At 61.4% G+C, this 16,408-nt stretch carries 19 protein-coding genes; 11 read left to right on the top strand and 8 right to left on the bottom strand.

What is annotated here, in order from left to right:
* Positions 1 to 36 precede the first annotated feature (36 nt).
* Complete coding sequence (locus LCH64_RS04745; protein WP_201136853.1) at positions 37 to 1,026, top strand: 2-hydroxyacid dehydrogenase; 990 nt, start codon at positions 37 to 39, stop codon at positions 1,024 to 1,026.
* Positions 1,027 to 1,037: 11 nt separating this feature from the next.
* Here the strand turns inward: LCH64_RS04745 and LCH64_RS04740 are convergent, their stop codons facing one another.
* Positions 1,038 to 1,490 (bottom strand): hypothetical protein, encoded by a 453-nt coding sequence (locus tag LCH64_RS04740; RefSeq protein ID WP_226499626.1) that lies wholly within the window; start codon positions 1,488 to 1,490, stop codon positions 1,038 to 1,040.
* A gap of 133 nt (positions 1,491 to 1,623) precedes the next feature.
* Here LCH64_RS04740 and LCH64_RS04735 point away from each other — a divergent pair, with 133 nt between their 5' ends.
* Together LCH64_RS04735 and LCH64_RS04730 are read left to right on the top strand one after the other, a co-directional pair.
* A complete protein-coding gene (locus tag LCH64_RS04735; protein WP_226499625.1) occupies positions 1,624 to 2,058 on the top strand; it encodes a hypothetical protein in 435 nt (144 codons plus the stop codon).
* Positions 2,058 to 2,462 carry an META domain-containing protein gene (locus LCH64_RS04730; RefSeq protein ID WP_003227175.1) on the top strand — a complete coding sequence of 135 codons (405 nt, stop codon included), beginning with the start codon at positions 2,058 to 2,060 and terminating at the stop codon, positions 2,460 to 2,462. Before LCH64_RS04735 ends, LCH64_RS04730 begins: the two co-directional genes overlap by 1 nt.
* A gap of 173 nt (positions 2,463 to 2,635) precedes the next feature.
* Here the strand turns inward: LCH64_RS04730 and LCH64_RS04725 are convergent, their stop codons facing one another.
* On the bottom strand, positions 2,636 to 3,103 hold the full coding sequence (locus LCH64_RS04725) for a TlpA disulfide reductase family protein (protein WP_096796797.1): 468 nt from the start codon (positions 3,101 to 3,103) through the stop codon (positions 2,636 to 2,638).
* 114 nt (positions 3,104 to 3,217) lie between these two features.
* Between LCH64_RS04725 and arsC the strand changes: the two genes are divergently transcribed.
* Genes arsC through LCH64_RS04710 form a run of 3 tightly spaced genes read left to right on the top strand, consistent with a single transcriptional unit; the run spans position 3,218 to position 4,592 of the window.
* Positions 3,218 to 3,571 carry an arsenate reductase (glutaredoxin) gene (gene arsC / locus LCH64_RS04720; protein WP_201136851.1) on the top strand — a complete coding sequence of 118 codons (354 nt, stop codon included), beginning with the start codon at positions 3,218 to 3,220 and terminating at the stop codon, positions 3,569 to 3,571.
* The gene (wrbA, locus tag LCH64_RS04715; RefSeq protein WP_003227181.1) at positions 3,568 to 4,164 is read left to right on the top strand and encodes an NAD(P)H:quinone oxidoreductase; all 597 of its coding nucleotides are present in this window, start codon (positions 3,568 to 3,570) and stop codon (positions 4,162 to 4,164) included. The genes arsC and wrbA overlap by 4 nt, the downstream gene beginning before the upstream one ends.
* Before the next feature lie 2 nt (positions 4,165 to 4,166).
* Positions 4,167 to 4,592: a DUF2069 domain-containing protein gene (locus LCH64_RS04710; protein ID WP_103485457.1), complete on the top strand. Its 426-nt coding sequence runs from the start codon at positions 4,167 to 4,169 to the stop codon at positions 4,590 to 4,592.
* 90 nt (positions 4,593 to 4,682) lie between these two features.
* Here LCH64_RS04710 and LCH64_RS04705 read toward each other — a convergent pair whose 3' ends face one another.
* Both LCH64_RS04705 and ttcA read right to left on the bottom strand, forming a co-directional pair.
* Positions 4,683 to 5,357 carry a DNA-3-methyladenine glycosylase I gene (locus LCH64_RS04705; RefSeq protein WP_103485456.1) on the bottom strand — a complete coding sequence of 225 codons (675 nt, stop codon included), beginning with the start codon at positions 5,355 to 5,357 and terminating at the stop codon, positions 4,683 to 4,685.
* Positions 5,358 to 5,488: 131 nt separating this feature from the next.
* On the bottom strand, positions 5,489 to 6,313 hold the full coding sequence (gene ttcA / locus LCH64_RS04700; RefSeq protein ID WP_003227187.1) for a tRNA 2-thiocytidine(32) synthetase TtcA: 825 nt from the start codon (positions 6,311 to 6,313) through the stop codon (positions 5,489 to 5,491).
* Between the two features lie 444 nt (positions 6,314 to 6,757).
* Between ttcA and LCH64_RS04695 the strand changes: the two genes are divergently transcribed.
* On the top strand, positions 6,758 to 7,360 hold the full coding sequence (locus tag LCH64_RS04695; RefSeq protein WP_003227189.1) for a Yip1 family protein: 603 nt from the start codon (positions 6,758 to 6,760) through the stop codon (positions 7,358 to 7,360).
* A gap of 148 nt (positions 7,361 to 7,508) precedes the next feature.
* Positions 7,509 to 8,003, top strand: coding sequence for a SprT family zinc-dependent metalloprotease (locus LCH64_RS04690; protein WP_041067555.1), 495 nt, complete (start codon positions 7,509 to 7,511; stop codon positions 8,001 to 8,003).
* A gap of 112 nt (positions 8,004 to 8,115) precedes the next feature.
* Here the strand turns inward: LCH64_RS04690 and LCH64_RS04685 are convergent, their stop codons facing one another.
* A complete protein-coding gene (locus LCH64_RS04685) occupies positions 8,116 to 9,297 on the bottom strand; it encodes a CaiB/BaiF CoA-transferase family protein (protein WP_226499624.1) in 1,182 nt (393 codons plus the stop codon).
* Between the two features lie 257 nt (positions 9,298 to 9,554).
* Entirely contained in the window at positions 9,555 to 10,889 is a 1,335-nt protein-coding gene (locus tag LCH64_RS04680) for a dicarboxylate/amino acid:cation symporter (RefSeq protein WP_226499623.1), read from the bottom strand.
* Positions 10,890 to 11,240: 351 nt separating this feature from the next.
* Here LCH64_RS04680 and LCH64_RS04675 point away from each other — a divergent pair, with 351 nt between their 5' ends.
* The gene (locus LCH64_RS04675; RefSeq protein WP_103485453.1) at positions 11,241 to 12,239 is read left to right on the top strand and encodes an AraC family transcriptional regulator; all 999 of its coding nucleotides are present in this window, start codon (positions 11,241 to 11,243) and stop codon (positions 12,237 to 12,239) included.
* Between the two features lie 111 nt (positions 12,240 to 12,350).
* Here LCH64_RS04675 and LCH64_RS04670 read toward each other — a convergent pair whose 3' ends face one another.
* Positions 12,351 to 13,697 carry an ATP-binding protein gene (locus LCH64_RS04670; protein ID WP_045122590.1) on the bottom strand — a complete coding sequence of 449 codons (1,347 nt, stop codon included), beginning with the start codon at positions 13,695 to 13,697 and terminating at the stop codon, positions 12,351 to 12,353.
* Positions 13,694 to 14,371, bottom strand: coding sequence for a response regulator transcription factor (locus LCH64_RS04665; protein WP_103485452.1), 678 nt, complete (start codon positions 14,369 to 14,371; stop codon positions 13,694 to 13,696). The genes LCH64_RS04670 and LCH64_RS04665 overlap by 4 nt, the downstream gene beginning before the upstream one ends.
* 220 nt (positions 14,372 to 14,591) lie before the next feature.
* Between LCH64_RS04665 and LCH64_RS04660 the strand changes: the two genes are divergently transcribed.
* A complete protein-coding gene (locus LCH64_RS04660; RefSeq protein WP_226499622.1) occupies positions 14,592 to 15,383 on the top strand; it encodes a dienelactone hydrolase family protein in 792 nt (263 codons plus the stop codon).
* Between the two features lie 191 nt (positions 15,384 to 15,574).
* Positions 15,575 to 16,300, top strand: coding sequence for a 4'-phosphopantetheinyl transferase superfamily protein (locus LCH64_RS04655; protein ID WP_226499621.1), 726 nt, complete (start codon positions 15,575 to 15,577; stop codon positions 16,298 to 16,300).
* Positions 16,301 to 16,408: the final 108 nt, after the last annotated feature.

Genomic DNA, 16,408 nt, shown 5'->3' with positions numbered 1-16,408 from the left:
CAACGCTGACTCGCCACCCCGTTCCAGGAGGAATTGATGCGCACGATCGTCTTCAGCAGCCAGACCTATGACCGCGACAGTTTCCTCGCCGTCGATTGCCCGGCCGGAATAGAACTGCACTTTCAGCCGGCCCGGCTCAGTCTCGACACCGCCGCCCTGGCCGAACAGCACGAGGTGGTCTGCGCCTTCATCAATGACGATCTCAGTGCGCCGGTGCTGGAGCGGCTGGCGGCCGGCGGCACGCGGCTGATCGCGCTGCGCTCGGCGGGCTACAACCATGTCGATCTGGTCGCGGCGAAACGCCTCGGGCTGTCCGTGGTGCGGGTTCCAGCCTACTCGCCGCATGCGGTGGCCGAACATGCGGTGGCGTTGATTCTCGCGCTCAACCGGCGCCTGCACCGTGCCTACAACCGTACCCGCGAAGGCGATTTCACGCTGCACGGCCTGACCGGTTTCGATCTGGTGGGCAAGACCGTCGGCATCGTCGGCACCGGGCAGATCGGCGCGACCTTCGCGAAAATCATGCACGGCTTCGGTTGTGAGTTGCTGGCGTACGACCCGTATCCAAACCCCGAGGTTGTGGCCTTGGGCGCGCGTTATCTGAGCCTGCCGGAGCTGCTCGCGCAGTCGCGGATCATCAGCCTGCACTGCCCGCTCAACGCGCAGAGCAAACACTTGATCAACCGTGAGTCACTCGCACATTTGCAACCGGGGGCGATGCTGATCAACACCGGACGTGGCGGTCTGGTGGACACACCCGCGCTGATCGACGCCTTGAAGGACGGCCAACTGGGCTATCTGGGCCTGGATGTGTATGAGGAAGAGGCGCAGCTGTTTTTCGAGGATCGCAGCGACTTGCCGTTGCAGGATGATGTGCTGGCGCGGCTGCTGACCTTCCCGAATGTGATCATCACCGCGCATCAGGCGTTTCTGACCCACGAGGCGCTGGGCGCGATTGCCGCGACCACTCTGCACAACATCGCGACCTGGGCTGCAGGCGCGCCGCAGAACCAGGTCGAGGGCTGAGGATTACCGGCTTATTTCGGCGACAGCGACGAGGCCAGGATCAGCAGGGCCAGCCAGCCAAAACCGAAAAAACGCTGCTTCATCGAATGACCGTTACGCAGCAGGAACCAGACAAAGACCATCGGCAACAGAAACACCATGATCTTCAACCAGCCTTCCACCGGGCGCGAACCGTCGGCGTCGGGCTGAAGTTGAGGGGTTGGCTCGGGCTGCCGACGACGGCGACCGACTGCTGCCGGTGTCACTTTCGGCGCGGGCTCCGGGGCTGGCGGCGGGACGAAGGCTTCAGGCACCGACTTGTTGCGCGGCAGACTGCCAAATGAAATCGTCGTCGCGGCAGCGGCGACCGTCGCCTGCTGCGGATTGTGCCCGTGTTGCTGCGCCATCGGAGCACCACAATGAATGCACGCCTTGACTTCAGAGCTGATGCTCCGCTTGCATTCATAACATTCGATCAGCGCCATGTTCCGTTCCCTCAGATTGAAGGGCGGCAGTTTGCCATGAGCGCCGAGCAATTTGAACCGGATCGAAGGTCGCACACGTACGCCATCCTGCAATCCAGCCCGTGCTAGCATGTCGCGCAGATTTGGAGGACCCATGGTCGAACACGATTTCCGCTACACCCTGATGAACCCGCAACACACCCTCACCGAATGCCGCGCCCTCGTACCGGGCCGCTATCAGGTCACCGGCAACGGTGGCTCGATCCGTAACGGTGACGTCCTGTTGGTCACCCTCAAAGGCAGCAAGGATTTGTCCATGCGCCTGACCGTCGACTCCGTGCGCCACCTGATCAATCCGCCGGGCCAATGGACCGCGATGACCACGGGCCCGGTATTCGGCGAACTGGCGATCCACACCTGGCAGGTCAACTGCGACAGCTGCGCCAAAGAACTGAATTTCGAGTTCGCGGTGGATGCCAAGCTGGGCAAGACTGCCGAGAAACCAGCCGCCACGGCGCGCATCGCCGAGCTGGGCTGGAAAGCCTCCGGCGACAAACACCTGTGCCCGAAATGCCAGGAGCCTGCGTGATGAAACGCCTTGCCCTGCCCCTGTTGGTCGGTGCCGGTCTGGTGGGCTGCGCCGCAGAGCCAGTGCAGTTGCAACAGAACCGCAGCTACATTCTGGAGTGGATCGGCGAGCGGCCATTGATGGATTACAGCCACCTGACCGTGACCCTCGGTGACGATGGCCGCGCGTATGGCAATGGCGGCTGCAACCACTGGTTCGCACCGTACACCCTCGAGGGTGACAAGCTGAGCTTCGGCCCGATCGGCAAGACCCGCAAACTCTGCGCCCCGGCGCTGATGGAGCAGGAACAACGCTTCCTGCAGGCGCTGCAAGGCGTGGAACGCTGGGACATCTCGCCGATCGAGCAGATGCGTTTCTGGCCGGCGGAAGGCAAGCCGTTGCGTTGGTGGCTGGAAGAGGGTTAACCCCCTTAGACGCACACTGAGGTTACTGTGGCGAGGGAGCTTGCTCCCGCTCGGCTGCGCAGCAGTCGCAAAACCGTTAACCGCGCGTTGCCGGAGACACCGAGTCAGCAGGGTTTGGGGCCGCTTCGCGGCCCAGCGGGAGCAAGCTCCCTCGCCACAAAAGCCCATTCAACTCACTTGGTCGCCTGCAACGCCTCCAGCTTGGCCATCACCCCCGCCGCCGTCTGCTCGCCCATCAGTTGCTCACGCACCTTGCCCTTGTTGTCGATGATGTAGGTCACCGGCAAGGCCTCACTGCGCGGCAGGTCGAACAGGTCCGCCGGATCCTGCGCCAGTACGGTGAACTTGATGCCCAGCTTCTCGCTGGCGCTCTTCAGGTCTTCACCCTGCACGTTGTCGAAGTTGACCCCGAACACCCCAATATTCTTGCTCTTGAGTTCGTCAGCCAAATGATTGAGTTCAGGAATTTCCGTGCGGCACGGGCCACACCATTCGGCCCAGTAATTGATGACTACCCATTGTTTATCCAGACGCTCGGACGCCACCTTCTGACCATTCTGGTCAATGCCGTAGTCATTTCCGCAGCCCCCCAGCATCAACGCCCCGATTATCGTCAATGCCGCTGCCAATCGCCGTGTCATGTCGTGTTCCCTGGTCAAAAATTGGATGCGCCTGCGACCCATCGCCTCTGAAGGTTCTGGATTGCGCGCTGCACAGTTAGAATAGCCGCCACTTTACGCCAGAAGCGACCCGCCATGACCGATCTGACGCTTTATCACAATCCGCGCTGCTCGAAATCCCGCGGCGCACTGGAACTTCTCGAGGCCCGTGGCCTGACCCCGAACGTGGTGCGTTACCTGGAAACGCCGCTGGACGCCGCGCAGATCAAGGCCTTGCTCGGCAAGCTCGGTATCAGCGCACGGCAACTGCTGCGCACGGGAGAAGATGAATACAAAATGCTTCAGCTGGCGGACACGAGCCTCAGCGAAGCGCAACTGATCGCCGCCATCGCCGAACACCCGAAACTGATGGAACGGCCAATTCTCGAAGTCGGCGACAAGGCCGTGATCGGCCGTCCTCCGGAGCAGATCCTGGAGCTGTTGCCGTGAGCGCGCCATACATTCTGGTTCTGTATTACAGCCGCAACGGTTCGACCAACGAGATGGCCCGGCAGATCGCCCGCGGTGTCGAGCAGGCCGGCCTCGAAGCGCGCCTGCGTACCGTGCCGGCGATTTCCACCGAATGTGAGGCGGTCGCCCCACAGATCCCGGAAGAAGGTGCGCTCTACGCCACCCTCGACGATCTGAAGAACTGCGCTGGCCTCGCACTCGGCAGCCCGACGCGTTTCGGCAACATGGCCGCACCGCTCAAGTACTTCCTCGACGGCACCAGTAACCTGTGGCTGACCGGTGCACTGGTCGGTAAACCGGCCGGCGTGTTCACCTCCACCGCCAGCCTGCACGGCGGCCAGGAAACCACCCTGCTGTCGATGATGCTGCCGCTGTTGCACCACGGCATGCTGATCACCGGCCTGCCGTACAGCGAGTCCGCGCTGCTGGAAACCCAGGGCGGCGGCACGCCATATGGCGCCAGTCATCACGCTGGCGCCGATGGCAAGAAAGGTCTGGATCAGCACGAGATGGCGCTGTGTCGTGCACTCGGCGCACGCCTGGCGAAAACCGCGCAAAAACTGGAGGGCTGAGGGTGGCGAAGAAGGCGAAAATCCTGCCCTCGGTGGAGTGGCTCGAACCCCGCGTCAAGGCGATGCGGGCCCTCAGCCTGCTGTGCTTCTTCGGCCTCGCCGGGCTGCTCGCCGCTTACTACCTGGTATTCGCCGACCTGCATGGCGCCCGACCGTGGGTGATTTTGCTGGTCGAGCTGATCCCGTGGATCGTTCTCGCCCCGGCAATGATCATGGGCAGCGCCCGTGGGCATTCGTGGATGTGTTTTGTGGTGAATCTGTATTTCATCAAGGGCGCACTGGCGGCGTATGACCCGAACCGGCAGCTGTTTGGCGTATTGGAGATGGTCGCGAGCCTGGCGCTGTTCTGCTCGGCGTTGCTGTATGTGCGGTGGCGGTATCAGTTGAATCGCAAGCTGGCTGGCGAGGGCGAGATTTCCGTCGCCTGAGCTGACGCCTTCGCGAGCAAGCCCGCTCCCACATTTGAAATGTATTCCCTCTGTGGGAGCGAGCCTGCTCGCGAATGGGGCGACGCGTTCTTAATGATTGACGGTGTAAGCCAGCATCATCGAAATCTGGCTCATCGGCCGTCCACCACTCTGTTCATGCCACTGGTTGAACGCGTTCTGCACAATCGCCAGATCGCGCAGACTGGTCGGCACTTTGTCGACGATCTTCTGCGCATTCAGCGCCGCGACCACGTCATAGCTCGGCACAAAGGTGTCCTTGCCAACCATGCGCAAGAAGCGTGGCGCCGACAGCCCGCCCAACTGATGGCCGTGCTTTTTCAGGTAGGTCCACAGACCGACGATGTCGGTCACCGGCCAGTCGGCGATCAGTGCGCCGAAACTGCCCTTGTCCTTCTCCACATCGAGAATGAACTGCGCATTGCGCGGCACGCTCTTGAGCTTGCCCAGGTGGCGGATGATTCGCGCGTCCTGCATCAGGCGTTCGAGGTGCTCGGCGCTCATCAGCACGACCTTTTCCGGGTCGAACTTGAAGAACACTTCTTCGAAGGCCGGCCACTTGGCGTCCACCAGGCTGTGCTTGAGCCCGGCACGGAATACCCGCAGGGCCATGGTCGAGAGGTAACGATCGTCGCTGATCTTGCGCAATTGCGCGGGAGTCTTGGGAACGGGCAGATGGGCTTCCAGTTCAGCCGCCGAACCGAAGCGGTTCAGACAGTATTCGTGCAGCCACTTGTAATCGCGCATGCCCTCTCCCGGGAATTGAAACGAAAAAACTATTGTAGGAGTGAGCCTGCTCGCGATTGCGGTGTGTCATCCAACGATGATGCTGACAGACACACCGCAATCGCGAGCAGGCTCACTCCTACAGGTGGTGATTAAAGGTTGACCACGTTGACGAAGCGCGAAGCCGCCGTCTCGTCGATCTTCAGGCTGGTGAAGTCGAACAGGTTGCGGTCGGCCAGTTGCGACGGCACCACGTTCTGCAGACTGCGGAAGATGCTTTCAGTTCGACCCGGAGTCTTGCGCTCCCAGTCCTGAAGCATTTCCTTGACCACCTGACGCTGCAGATTTTCCTGCGAACCGCAGAGGTTGCACGGGATGATCGGGAATTCCTTGAAGTCCGAGTAGGCCTGGATGTCTTTCTCGTTGCAGTAGGCCAGCGGGCGGATCACCACGTTACGCCCGTCGTCGGCGCGCAGCTTCGGCGGCATCGCCTTGAGGGTGCCGTTGAAGAACATGTTGAGGAAGAACGTCTCGACGATGTCATCGCGATGGTGACCGAGGGCCATTTTGGTCGCGCCGATTTCGTCGGCGAAGGTGTACAGCGTGCCGCGACGCAGGCGCGAGCACAGCGAGCAGGTGGTCTTGCCTTCCGGCACCAGTTCCTTGACCACCGAGTAGGTGTCCTTCTCGACGATGTGGTACTCGACGCCCAGCTCTTTCAGATAGGCCGGCAGCACATGCTCGGGAAAGCCCGGCTGCTTCTGATCCATGTTCACCGCGACGATCTCGAACTTGATCGGTGCAACCTTCTGCAGGTGCATCAGCACGTCGAGCATGGTGTAGCTGTCCTTGCCCCCGGACAGGCAGACCATGACCTTGTCGCCGTCTTCGATCATGTTGAAATCGGCGACCGCTTCGCCGGCCAGGCGGCGCAGGCGCTTTTGCAGTTTGTTCTGGTTGACCGTAAGAGTGCCCATGACGCGAAATCCGTGAGGTGTGACGAAAGGCGGGCATTTTACGCAAAAAACCCGCTGGGGGCGAAGGGCCGTGGGTCTGTCCCTTTCACCCGATCCCCTGTGGCGAGGGAGCTTGCTCCCGCTGGGGTGCGAAGCGCCCCCAAACCTGCAGCCGCTGTTTTCCTGACGCACCGAACCGGAAGGATTGGCGACTGCTGCGCAGCCGAGCGGGAGCAAGCTCCCTCGCCACAGAGGTGATCCGGCCTCAAGCGTGCAAGACCCTGCCGCGATTACGCCCCCTGTTTACAGCGCGATTTGCTCTAAGCCCCTATCACCTGTGCGGTTAAGTCCTTTCTATACTGCGACATAAGGTCGCACACATCTGAAGACCTGAATTTGCTCGGCCACCTTGGCCCGTAGGCGCTCCGCTGGGGGGCGATGGCAATAACAAGAGGAGTGACTGGCATGATCCATCACGTAGTGGGACTGTTTACCCACCCCGATCAGGAATGGAAGGAAATCCGTGGCGACCAAGAGGAAAGCATCAGCCACATGTACCTGACGCACACGCTGATCCTGGCGGCGATCCCGGCCGTTTCGGCGTTTATCGGCACCACTCAGGTCGGCTGGGTGATCGGCAGCCGCGCGCCGGTGATGCTCACCGTGGAAAGCGCGATCTGGATGACCGTAATGTCGTACCTGGCGATGCTTGGCGGCGTCGCGGTGATGGGCGCGTTCGTGCACTGGATGGCCCGCACCTATGACGCCAACCCGAGCCTGGCCCGTTGCGTGGCCTTCGCCACCTACACCGCGACACCGTTGTTCGTCGGCGGGCTGGCGGCACTGTATCCGCATATGTGGCTGGGGATGATCGTCGGCACGGCGGCCATCTGCTACACGGTTTATCTGCTGTATGTGGGGTTGCCGACGTTCATGAACATTCCGTCGGACGAAGGCTTCCTGTTTTCCAGCTCGGTGCTGGCGGTGGGTCTGGTGGTGCTGGTGGCCATCATGGCGTTCACCGTGATTGTCTGGGGCCTCGGCGTGGGGCCGGTGTACACCAACTGAGATGCTTCACCCCCGAGAACAACAAGATCTGCCAATACAGGCCGCCGCAAGGCGGCCTTCTCGTATGGCGGATGACCATTCGGCAGGTCAGCGATTCGCAAGTCCGGGAGGTTGCGGCATACTCGACGCCTCTGGAGATCCATCAAGCATGCCCGAGCAACTCAATACCCGCGTCGAAGACTGTTACCAACTCGCTGAAGCCTTTTTCAAACGTCATTTCCAACGCCCCGTCGTCAGCCTCAAGCTGCGTGGGCAAAAAGCCGGTGTCGCGCATCTGCACGAGAACCTGCTGCGCTTCAATCCGCAGCTGTACCGGGAAAACACCGAACACTTCCTCAAGCAGACCGTGGCCCACGAAGTCGCGCACCTGATCGCCCACCAACTGTTCGGCGACCGCATCCAGCCGCATGGCGAGGAGTGGCAACTGATCATGCGCGGGGTTTACGAACTGCCGCCGGATCGCTGCCACACCTACGCCGTGAAACGCCGCAGCGTGACGCGCTACATCTACAAATGCCCGTGCGCCGACAGTGATTTTCCGTTTTCGGCGCAGCGCCATAGTCTGGTACGGCAGGGGCGACGGTATTTGTGCCGGCGCTGTCGCAACACCTTGGTGTTCAGTGGTGAGATGCGGGTGGAGTAGTCGGTTTTTGTATTGCCCCGACTGGCCCCTTCGCGAGCAGGCTCGCTCCCACAGGGGGAACGCATTTCAAAATGTGGGAGCGAGCCTGCTCGCGAAGAGGGCGGCACAGACGCTAGAGAATCACCTTGGCACGCCGCAACTCGGCAATCCGCTCAGCACTAAACCCCAACTCCCCCAACACCTGCTCCGTATGCTGCCCCAACCCCGCACCAACATGCCGCGGCGCCGGCAGCGCCTCGGAGAACTTCAGCGGACAGGCAATCTGCGCCTGCGTCGTACCGTCCTCGCGCGGCACCTGGGTCACCAATTCACGCGCCTGCAACTGCGGATGCTGCACCGCCTCGCTCAGGTTCAATACCGGCTCGACACAGGCATCGACCCCGGCAAACAACTCGCACAGTTCGGCAAAGTCGTGCTTCTCGAATTCAACTTTCAGCGCGTCCTTCAATAACCGCTGCTGCTCGGGTTTCGGCGACAAGCCCTGCGCCGCCAGCTCCGGCCGGCCCAACGCCTGACACAGTTGCTGCATGAACGCAGGTTCCAGACTGCCCACTGACAGCCAGCGCCCGTCGCGCGAACGGTAGTAGTCATAGAAGCTGCCGCCATTGAGCATCTGCTCTTCCCAATGCGGTTCCTCGCCACAGGCCAGATACCCGGCGCCGGCCATGGCGTTCAGGCTGAAGGCGCAATCGGTCATGCTCACGTCCAGGTGCGTGCCCTGCCCTGTCTGCTGCCGGGCGATAACCGCCGCCAGCAGGCCGATCACCCCATGCAGCGAACCACCCGCGATATCCGCCACCTGCATGCCCAGCGGCAACGGCCCGCTGTCGGCGCGGCCGGTGTAACTGGCAAGCCCGGCCAGCGCCAGATAGTTGATGTCATGCCCGGCGCGGTCCTTGTACGGGCCGGTCTGGCCATAGCCGGTGATCGACACGTAAATCAGCTTCGGGTTGATCGCCTTAAGCGCCTCATAACCCAGGCCCAGGCGCTCCATCACACCGGGACGAAACTGCTCGAGGACGATGTCGTATTCAGTCAGCAACTGCCGGACCACCTCCAGCGCTTCAGGCTGCTTGAGATCCAGCGCCAGACTGCGCTTGTTGCGGTTCAGGTAAGCGTGGCTGGCCGACATGCCCTGATCGTGCGGCGGCAGCACCCGCAGCAGATCCATGCGCGTCGGTGACTCAATGCGCAGCACCTCGGCGCCCATATCCGCGAGCAACAGCGAGGCGAACGGCCCCGGCAGCAGGGTCGAGAAATCCAGAATTCTCAGTGAGGCCAGCGGCGCAGACATGGGCGATCTCCTTGGGCGATACACCCAGCCTAGGCAGCGCTGCCGCGCACGGCAATCACCGGATGCATCAGCGGCAGTGACCGTAATGCTCAAATCGCCGGCAATAAAAAACCTGCCGAGGCAGGTTCTTCAGTGCCTGTGTGGCGAGGGAGCTTGCTCCCGCTGGGGCGCGAAGCGGGCTCGCTCTTCAAAGAGGGGCCTGCTGCGCAGTCCAGCGGGAGCAAGCTCCCTCGCCACAAGGTATTACCAAATTGCAGTTACTTGACGTTGCTCGGAGTAGCACCTTCAGCCACACCCAGGTCATCTTCCGGACGGGTATCCGCGATACCGCGACCGCCCGAGGCCAGCTCGGATTGCAGCACGTCGGTGTCCAGCTCTTTGACCCACTTGGCAACCACGATGGTCGCTACAGCATTGCCGACCAGGTTGGTCAGGGCGCGGGCTTCGGACATGAAACGGTCGATACCCAGAATCAGCGCCAGACCGGCCACCGGCAGGTGACCGACCGCCGACAGGGTGGCTGCCAGCACGATGAAGCCCGAACCGGTCACACCGGCTGCGCCTTTGGAGGACAGCAGCAACACCACCAGCAGGGTGATCTGGTGCGTGATGTCCATGTGCGTGTCGGTGGCCTGAGCAATGAACACCGCGGCCATGGTCAGGTAGATCGCGGTACCGTCGAGGTTGAACGAGTAACCGGTCGGGATCACCAGACCCACTACCGATTTCTTCGCGCCCAGACGCTCCATCTTGATCAGCATGCGTGGCAGTACCGATTCCGACGAAGAAGTACCCAGTACGATCAGCAGCTCTTCACGGATGTAGCGAATCATCTTCAGCACGCTGAAGCCGTGCATGCGGGCGATGGCACCCAGCACGATCAGGATGAACAGCACGCAAGTGATGTAGAAGCAGGCCATCAGTTGACCCAACTGCACCAGCGAGCCGACACCGTAGGCACCGATGGTGAATGCCATCGCACCGAAGGCACCGATTGGCGCGAGCTTCATGATCATGTTGATGATGTTGAACATCACGTGGGCGAAACGATCGATGAAGTCGAGGATCGGACGGCCGTAGTCACCCAGGCGATGCAGGGCGAAACCGAAGATCACCGAGAACATCAGTACTTGCAGGATGTCACCGGTGGCGAACGCGCCGACGATGGTGGTCGGGATCACGTTGAGCAGGAAGCCGACAACGCTCTGATCAGCACCTTGAGCCACGTAGGTGGCAACTTTCGAAGCGTCCAGAGTGCTGACGTCGATGTGCATGCCGTTGCCCGGCTGCACGATGTTGACCACGATCAGGCCGACCAGCAGCGCGATGGTCGAAACGATTTCGAAGTACAGGAGTGCGTAACCACCGGTCTTGCCGACCGATTTCATGCTTTGCATGCCGGCGATGCCGCTGACCACGGTGCAGAAGATGATCGGGGCAATGATCATCTTGATCAGTTTGATGAACCCGTCACCCAGCGGCTTTACCGCGACACCGAACTGCGGGTAGTAGTGACCGAGTGCAATACCGATGATGATTGCGACGATCACCTGGAAATACAGGGATTTGTAGAGTGGCTGACGAGTCGTCATTGCAAGTTTCCTCAAGCGTCCTGCGGGCAACATCCATCTGTCGAGCGCAAAACCTGAATTGCGAACCCTCCTGCACTGGAGGGATTTGTTGTGTCGAGCGGCGCTTCTCCGGCGGGATAGACGCACACTTCTGTCGCTCTTATCGCAAACGCCGTGCCACATTGGTGCAATTCGCTACAAGCCTTTTGATATCAGGGAGTGCAGGGTAATTTTTGTCACTGCCCGGTGACGTAAATGTGGCGGATTTCCGCCAACTCGTTGGCTCTCGTCCTACAATTTGGCGGAAATCCGCCTTGTTGCCATGCGCATGCCCCGGCTACCATCCGGCGCCAGAGGAAGGATCTGCCGCTTATGCGCGAACGCACCATCGCCAGCCATTTCGCCCGTGCTGCCCTCGGTGGCGCACGCCGTTCGGGCTTCGACTATTCGCCACTGCTGCAGCGACTGGGCATCAGTCCCGAGTTGCTGGATGAGCCGCGGGCGCGAATTGCACCGGAGCAATTCACCCAACTGATCCAGAGCCTGTGGCTGGCGCTGGATGACGAATACCTGGGTTTCGGCAACGTACCGAGCAAACCCGGCAGCTTCGCGATGATGTGCCACGCCTTGATCCACTGCCGCAACCTGGAGAAGGCACTGCAACGCGGTTTATTGTTTTATAGCCTATTCCCGGGGGCCCCGCGCCTGGACCTGAGCCGCGAAGACGAATGGGTGCGCCTGAGCCTCGATGATTCGCAGTTATGGGACCCGGATCACTTTCTCAGCGAGAGCCTGCTGGTGATCTGGCATCGCCTCGGCAGTTGGCTGATCGGCCAGCGGATTCGTCTGGAGCAGGCCACTTTCAGTTACCCGAAACCGGCGCATGGTGCCGAGTACGACCTGCTGTTCCCCTGCCCGCTGGTGTTTGCCGAGGGCCAAAGCAGCCTGCTGTTTCACAGCCGCTACCTGCACATGCCACTGTTGCAGGACGAACGCACCCTCAAGCACTTCCTTGAACGCTCCCCCGCCGACCTGCTGTCACGCCCGGACGACGGCGACAGTCTCAGCAGCCGCCTGCGCCGCTTGCTCAGTCGCGACAGCGCGCACTGGCCGGATCTGGAAGCGGTGGCCGCGCACCTGCACATCAGCCCGCAAACCCTGCGTCGGCATTTGCGTGAGGAAGGCACCAGTTTTCAGGAATTGAAGGATCAGTTGCGCCGCGACATCGCCATTTATCATCTGGGACGGGCGGATCTGTCGTTGCAACAGATTGCCGAGCAGTTGGGGTTTTCCGAGCCGTCGGCGTTTCACCGGGCGTTCAAGAAATGGACGGGGCTGACGCCGGGGGCGTATCGGGCGCAGGAGCAGTAAGACCTGCGGTGAACTGACTGGGGCTATCGCGAGCAGGCTCACTCCTACATTTGAAATGCATTCCCCTTGTGGGAGTGAGCCTGCTCGCGATGGCGTCCGAAAGGCCAACACCTAAACCGCAGGAAACTGAATCCTGAACGCCGCCCCGCCCATCGGTGAATCCCCGAGCATCAGTTTGGCGTTGTAGCTCTCGATAATGTCCTTGACCACCGCCAGCCCGATGCCCTGCCCCGGATGCTGTCGATCCAGACGCTCGCCACGCTCCAGAATCCGCGCCCGTTGATTCGGCGGTACGCCCGGGCCGTCGTCTTCGATGCACAACTCGGTCCCGGCCAGACTCTCGCGAACGCTGATGCGCACTTCGCCCAGACACAGGCGATAGGCGTTCTCCAGCAGGTTGCCCATCATTTCCAGCAAAGCGCCCTGCTCGATCGGCACATAGCAGTGCTCCGGCAGATCGAAGGCCACCCGCACACGTTTGTCGCGGTAGACCTTGTCCAGTGTGTCGCACAGGCTTTTGAGCACCGGCTGCAGACGGACCTGGTGGCGCACCAGCCCGCTTTTGCGCAGGCTGGCGCGTTGCAGTTGGTAGCTGATCTGCTGACTCATGCGCTCGATCTGGGTTTGCAGCACCCAGGCTTGATCACGATCTTCGGGACGTTTCGCCATGTCTTCGCTGACCCCTTGCAACACCGCCAGAGGGGTTTTCAGGCTGTGCGCCAGATCATCGAGAGAGTCGCGGTAGCGGCTGCGCTGCTGGCGTTCGCTGAGCAGCAAACGGTTCAGCGAGCCGGTCAGGCGCAGCAGTTCGCGCGGGTGCTGCTCGGTGAGGCTTTCGCGGGTGCCGCTTTCGATTTCGTCGAGTTCCTGGCTGAGCTGGCGCAGCGCCTTGAGGCCCCAGGTCAGGCCGATCCACAACAGCGCCAGCAACACCAGCAATGCGGCACCGAAGCCCAGATAGAGATTTTCGCGCAGGCCTTCGAGGGTGTTTTCGTATTCACGCACCGGTTGCAGAGCAACGATACTGAACGCGGCACTTTTACCGCCAAGCAGTTTGACTTCGACGTCGTAGACGAAGAACTCCTGACCGTCGCTCTCGCGGATCCGCGCGAACTCGTTACCCATGCCGTCGTAACGCGGCTTGTAGTTGATCTGCTCTTCCTGCGTGCCTTTCGAGCGCCAGACCAGTTTGCCTTCGCGGTCGTAGATGTAGCCGAGCAAGCGGTTGTCGGTGAGGTTGAAACGCTCATCGGGCAATTGCGCCGGCATCATCAGGCGGCCGTTCTCGATGCGGGCGGCAGAGATCAGCGTGGTGGCGTCCGAGGCCAGCCGCTGCTCGATCGAGTCCTGCAACGCCAGGCTGAACGCGCCCTGCATGGCGGGGAGCAAGCCGAGCATGAACAACACCGCCAACGTGGTGGCGGCGAGCATCAAGCGAACGCGAAGAGAACGAATCAAGTGCAAGGCTCATTGAACAGATAGCCGAGACCGCGCACGGTATCGATCGGCTTGAACCCGCGCGTGCCTTCGAGCTTGCGGCGCAGGCGGCCGACCAGCACTTCGATCACGTTCGGATCGCGCTCGTCGTCGTCCGGATAGAGCTGCTCCATCAGGCGATCCTTGGGCACCACTTGCTGGTGGTGGCGCATCAGGTATTCGAGGATGCGGTATTCGTAGGCAGTCAGCGCCAGTGGCTCTTCATCCAGCGATGCCTGCTTGCGATTGAGGTCCAGCAACAGCGGTCCGGCGACGATGGTCGACTGGGTGAACCCGCTGGAGCGACGCAGCAAGGCGTTGAGTCGTGCATCGAGTTCTTCGAACTGGAACGGCTTGACCACGTAATCGTCGGCACCGGCGGCCAGGCCTTCGACCTTGTCCTGCCAGTTGCCGCGCGCAGTGAGGATCAACACCGGAAACGTCTTGCCGGTCGAGCGCAACTGCCGGATCAAGTCCAGACCGCCCATGCCCGGCAGACCGAGGTCGATGACCGCCAGATCGAAGTTGAACTGCCCGGTCTGGTACAGCGCCTCTTCGGCATTGGCCACGGACTCGACCACATGACCGCTCTCCGTCAGGCGGGTTTGCAGGTGATGGCGCAACAGCGCTTCATCTTCGACGACCAACAGTTTCATAACGCTCTCCCGGGTAAATCAAAAGCTCCAACTTCAACAGCATACCTGTGAGAGCGAGTCTGCTCGCGAAGGCGACGGCACGGGCGACGACTTTCTCATTGCTGTTCGACTGGATGCAAGGTTAGCAAGCCGCCCCTGTACCTGCCCTGAACGCTCGGTGAACCTGCACTGAATCAAATCGACTAGGCTGTCCTGACCACTTTCGATAAGGAGACCGACCATGCGCCTGTTCCTCGCCCTCGCCCTGCTCGCCGCCAGCAGCCTGGCCAACGCCGCGATCAAGACTCAGGAGATTCCCTACCAGAGTGCCGACGGCACCAGACTGATCGGCTACTACGCCTACGACGACGCGATCAAGGGCAAGCGCCCGGGGATCGTCGTGGTGCATGAATGGTGGGGGCTGAACGACTACGCCAAACGCCGCGCCCGCGACCTCGCTGAGCTGGGCTACAGCGCTCTGGCGATCGATATGTACGGCGAAGGCAAGAACACCGAGCACCCCAAGGATGCAATGGCATTCATGCAGGCCGCGACCCAGGATGCCGCCGCCTCCAGCAAGCGCTTCGAGGCCGGGCTGAACCTGCTGAAAAAGCAGCCACAGACCGACGTGAATAAAATCGCCGCCATCGGTTACTGCTTCGGCGGCGGCGTGGTGCTCAACGCGGCGCGTCAGGGCGAGCCGCTGGCGGGCGTGGTGAGTTTCCACGGTGCACTGGCGACCAACACCCCGGCGACGCCCGGCAGTGTGAAGGCGAAAGTTCTGGTCGAGCACGGTGCGCTGGACAGCATGGTCACTCCAGACAACGTCACCGCATTCAAATCCGAGATGGACAAGGCCGGCGCCGACTACACATTCGTCAGCCTCGACGGCGCCAAGCATGGTTTCACCAATCCCGATGCCGATCGTTTGAGCCACGGTGAACACGGTGGCCCGGATATCGGCTACAACAAAGCGGCCGATGAAAAATCCTGGGCGGACATGAAAGCGTTCTTCCAGAAAATCTTTGGCTGACATTGCCCCTGTGGCGAGGGAGCTTGCTCCCGCTCGGCGGCAAAGCCGTCGCAAAAACCTGCCGATGCGGTTTACCTGACAGACCTCGTCCACAGATTTGGGGGGCTTTGCCCCCAGCGGGAGCAAGCTCCCTCGCCACAAAAGTGTGCAGCCTCTACCCAGTCGTGGCTTCAACCGGCAAAATGCCCGCCATGAATTCCAGCCCGATCCTCCCCACCTGCTGCACCGCGCTCGACGCTCACTGGCCGTTGCCCAGCGTGCTGCCCGAGACCGTCCTGCTGAGCACCCGTTTCGACCCGAAACAATTGCTCGGCGACGACTTCCAGCGCAGCGCCATCGAGCCGCCGCCGAGCATTCAGCGTTCGGTTGCCAAGCGCCAGGCAGAGTTTCTTGCCGGGCGGATTTGCGCCCGGGCGGCGTTGCAGCAACTGGAAGGCTCAAGCGTGATTCCGGCGATTGGCGAAGACCGTGCACCGGTATGGCCGGCGCACATCTGCGGCTCGATCACCCACAGCACCGGGCGTGCGGCGGCGATTGTCGCCAACAAGCAGCATTGGCGTGGCTTGGGCATGGACCTGGAAAACCTGCTCGACACCGACCGCGCCGAACGCCTGGCCGGGGAGATCCTGACGCCTGTGGAACTGCAGCGCATGGCCGCCGGTTCGAGGGAACAACTGGCGTTGCTGGTGACGCTGACGTTTTCGGTGAAAGAAAGCCTGTTCAAGGCGTTGTACCCGATTGTGCAGAAGCGCTTTTATTTCGAGCACGCCGAGGTACTGGAGTGGACAGAGCAAGGGCAGGTTCGGTTGCGTTTGCTGACTGACTTGTCTGCTGAATGGCGTAATGGCACCGAGCTGGAGGCGCAGTTTGGTGTGCAGGAGGGGCAGTTGTTGAGTCTGGTCAGCATTCCTGCCTGAAGATTTTTCAGCCTGTTCCGCCGCCTTCGCGAGCAAGCCCGCTCCCACCCTTGAAATGCATTCCCCTGTGGAAGCGGGCTTGCTCGCGAAGGCATCATCCCTGCCACC

This window comes from Pseudomonas sp. MWU16-30322 (genome assembly GCF_020515535.1).
GTDB classification, from domain to species: Bacteria; Pseudomonadota; Gammaproteobacteria; order Pseudomonadales; family Pseudomonadaceae; genus Aquipseudomonas; species Aquipseudomonas fluorescens_H.
Note: the sequence above shows the minus strand (reverse complement) of the source record. Positions and strands in the feature narration are given on the sequence as shown.